Here is a 2,890-nt window from a genome sequence, read left to right on the forward strand (position 1 = left end):
GCACTCAAACGCCACCTCACCAACACCATCTACCCAGCCCTGCTCAACGACCACCACCGACTACAAACCACAACTTGACATAGAAGCTTCATTCGCGACATCGGACGTCGCGAATGAGTCATTCGCGACATCCGGACCGCGGCCGCACCGGCCTGAGGCCTACTCCTTGGCGTGCGCCGGCGCCGCGACCGGCAGGTCGACCGTCACCGGTCCGGCGTTCTGGAAGACGAACGTGACCTTGATGACCTGGCCCGGCCAGAGCGGCTGCTTGAGCGCGGGCAGCGTCACGGTGGCCTGGCCGACCTTCTCCGGCGCGGTCGGCGTCGCGGCCGGGCCGGACGACGGGACCTCGGAGGTGGCCGTCGCGGTCAGGTTGTTGCCCGGGCTGTTGGTGGCCGAGCTGCTGCCGGTCGGCGTGGCGGTGGACGTCGGCGCGCTCGGCGACGACGTCGGGGCGCCGGTGGACTGCACCTCGTTCGTCGACTCGACGGCGTCGTCCGGGCCGATCACCAGGGAGTGCATGGCGACGACGGTCTTGGAGCCCTCGATGGTCGCCTGGCCGCCGTCTTCGGTGGTCACCGAGACGAGCGTGTCGTCCTGGGCGCCCCGGTTGACGATCGTCAGGGTCAGCTTCGGGGTGGCGCCGGCCGCGTACCCCGGGCCCGACGTCGGGTACTGGACGGCCGCGTTGCGCAGGTCGATGTTCTTGACCTGGGCGTGCGTGCCGTTGACCGCGGGCTGCTGCGAGTCGGTCTGGGTGATCTGGCCGGCCCCGCACCCGGCGAGCACGAGCGCGGCACCGAGCGCCAGCACGCCCGCGCCGAGCACGCGACGATTCTGCAGCCTCACGTCGCAGTCCTTCCCTTTTCACGGCCTCGTCGCCCCGAAGACTAGCCGGGGTCGATCTCCGCCGCGGAACGGGTGTGCGTTGCCGGGGCGCGGCGACCAAGATCAACCGTCCACAAAGGAATTCCCAGCCTGTGACGAAACGCTTCCCCGCTACCTGCGTGAGCACGGGGGTCCGACGTTTGTCAACCCCCGGCCAGGCCGCTGACCTGCGAGGACGAGTCCGGCCCGCTAGGTGGGCACTGGCGGCCCGTGCTAGGATGGAGTCAGCGAAAGGGGCAGAGGACACATGGTTTTCAAGGTCGGAGAGACCGTCGTCTACCCGCACCACGGTGCCGCACTCATCGAAGCCATCGAGACCCGTGTGATCAAGGGCGAGGAAAAGAAGTACCTCGTCCTCAAGGTCGCGCAAGGGGATCTCACGGTTCGCGTGCCCGCAGACAACGCCGAAATCGTCGGCGTCCGCGATGTCGTCGGGCAAGAAGGACTGGACAAGGTCTTCGACGTTCTGCGTGCTCCGCACACCGAAGAGCCCACCAACTGGTCTCGTCGGTACAAGGCCAACCTCGAGAAGCTCGCCTCCGGCGATGTGAACAAGGTGGCCGAAGTGGTGCGCGACCTCTGGCGGCGAGAGAAGGACCGCGGACTTTCAGCCGGTGAGAAGCGCATGCTGGCGAAGGCGCGGCAAATTCTGGTCAGCGAGCTCGCGCTCGCGGAGGGCACCGACGAGGACAAGGCTGAGGTCCTCCTCGACGAAGTTCTGGAAACCGCGACGGTCTGAGAACTGCCAGGCGCCTTCCCTTGCGGGAGGGTGGGTGCCTCTACGATCGCGTACCGATGAACGTCGTCGCGATCGTGACCGTCGCACATCATGCCTCCGACGGAGAGTCAGCTCTCACGCCGGTCCATGGTGAGGCGCTACTCACGCACACCGCGCGGGGGCTGCTCGGCGTACCGGAGATCGATCTGGTGCTCGTAGCGGCCCCCCAGCGGTGTGCTTCGTCGTTTTCCGAGGCCGTCCGCGGTCTCGGCTGCCGGGTGGTGCCCGGCACGCTCCGGCAGGCCTTCGCCGCCGTCGAGCCCGAACTCGCCCGTGATTCAGTTGTACTCCTCCACGACGCGCTGCGGGCCTTCATCCCTGCGCAAACAGTGCGTGACGTGATCAGCGCGGTCCGTGACGGCGAGCGAGTCGTCGTGCCCGTGCTGCCGATGGCGGACACGGTGAAGGTGACCGACGCGGCTTCGCTGATCGTCGGCACCGAGGACCGTTCGCGCCTGCGCACGCTCCAGACGCCGGTGGGCTACGCGTTCGGGGCGTTCCAGCCGGACCTCGCGCCGGCCGGCGCGGCGACGGTCGAGGGCCACCCGGACGCGATGCGCGTGACCACCGAGTTCGAACTGTCCCTGGCCGAGGCGATCGCGGCGGCACCGAAGAACGAGGAGACGCTGTGAGAGTCGGCAACGGCGTGGACGTCCACCCGGTCGAGAAGGGCCGCGAGTGCTGGATGGCGGGCCTGTTGTGGCCGGAGGCGGACGGCTGCGCGGGCCATTCGGACGGAGACGTCGCAGCGCACGCGCTGTGCGACGCCCTCCTGTCGGCGGCCGGCCTCGGCGACCTGGGCGCGGTGTTCGGCACGGGCGACCCCCGCATGGACGGCGCGCACGGGACGGACATGCTGGCCGAAGTCCGCGGCCTGATCGAGGCGGCGGGCTGGCGGGTGGGGAACGCCACGGTCCAGATCGTGGGCAACTCGCCACGCGTCGGCAAGCGGCGCGACGAGGCCCAGAAGGTGCTGTCGGAGGCGGTGGGCGGCCCGGTGAGCGTGTCGGGCACGACCTCGGACGGCCTGGGGCTGACGGGCCGCGGCGAGGGCATCGCGGCCTTCGCGACGGCGCTGCTGCTCGCGGCGGAATAGGCGCACTTCGGCGGGACCCGCGATGTCGCGAATGACTCATTCGGGACGTCGGAGGTCCCGAATGAAGCTTCTATGTCAAGTTGTGGTTTGTAGTCGGTGGTGGTCGTTGAGCAGGGCTGGGTAGATGG

4 protein-coding genes are annotated in these 2,890 nt (G+C 68.9%); 3 read left to right on the forward strand and 1 reads right to left on the reverse strand.

What is annotated here, in order from left to right:
• Positions 1-159 precede the first annotated feature (159 nt).
• On the reverse strand, positions 160-849 hold the full coding sequence (locus ACWDN5_RS46600; RefSeq protein WP_310968949.1) for a hypothetical protein: 690 nt from the start codon (positions 847-849) through the stop codon (positions 160-162).
• Between the two features lie 286 nt (positions 850-1,135).
• On the opposite strand from ACWDN5_RS46600, the gene ACWDN5_RS46605 reads away from it, so the two are divergent.
• Genes ACWDN5_RS46605 through ispF form a run of 3 tightly spaced genes read left to right on the forward strand, consistent with a single transcriptional unit; the run spans position 1,136 to position 2,762 of the window.
• A complete protein-coding gene (locus ACWDN5_RS46605; protein ID WP_004559016.1) occupies positions 1,136-1,627 on the forward strand; it encodes a CarD family transcriptional regulator in 492 nt (163 codons plus the stop codon).
• A 56-nt stretch (positions 1,628-1,683) separates the two neighbouring features.
• Complete coding sequence (locus ACWDN5_RS46610) at positions 1,684-2,298, forward strand: IspD/TarI family cytidylyltransferase (RefSeq protein WP_449680781.1); 615 nt, start codon at positions 1,684-1,686, stop codon at positions 2,296-2,298.
• The gene (gene ispF / locus ACWDN5_RS46615; protein WP_310968959.1) at positions 2,295-2,762 is read left to right on the forward strand and encodes a 2-C-methyl-D-erythritol 2,4-cyclodiphosphate synthase; all 468 of its coding nucleotides are present in this window, start codon (positions 2,295-2,297) and stop codon (positions 2,760-2,762) included. The genes ACWDN5_RS46610 and ispF overlap by 4 nt, the downstream gene beginning before the upstream one ends.
• The last annotated feature ends 128 nt before the right edge of the window (positions 2,763-2,890 follow it).

It is taken from the genome of Amycolatopsis sp. NPDC003731 (assembly GCF_053586895.1).

Bases quoted from the DNA above. Each gene is read 5' to 3' on its own strand.
- ACWDN5_RS46605 (WP_004559016.1), top strand. From the start codon at position 1,136: ATGGTTTTCAAGGTCGGAGAGACCGTCGTCTACCCGCACCACGGTGCC.
- ACWDN5_RS46610 (WP_449680781.1), top strand. From the start codon at position 1,684: ATGAACGTCGTCGCGATCGTGACCGTCGCACATCATGCCTCCGACGGA.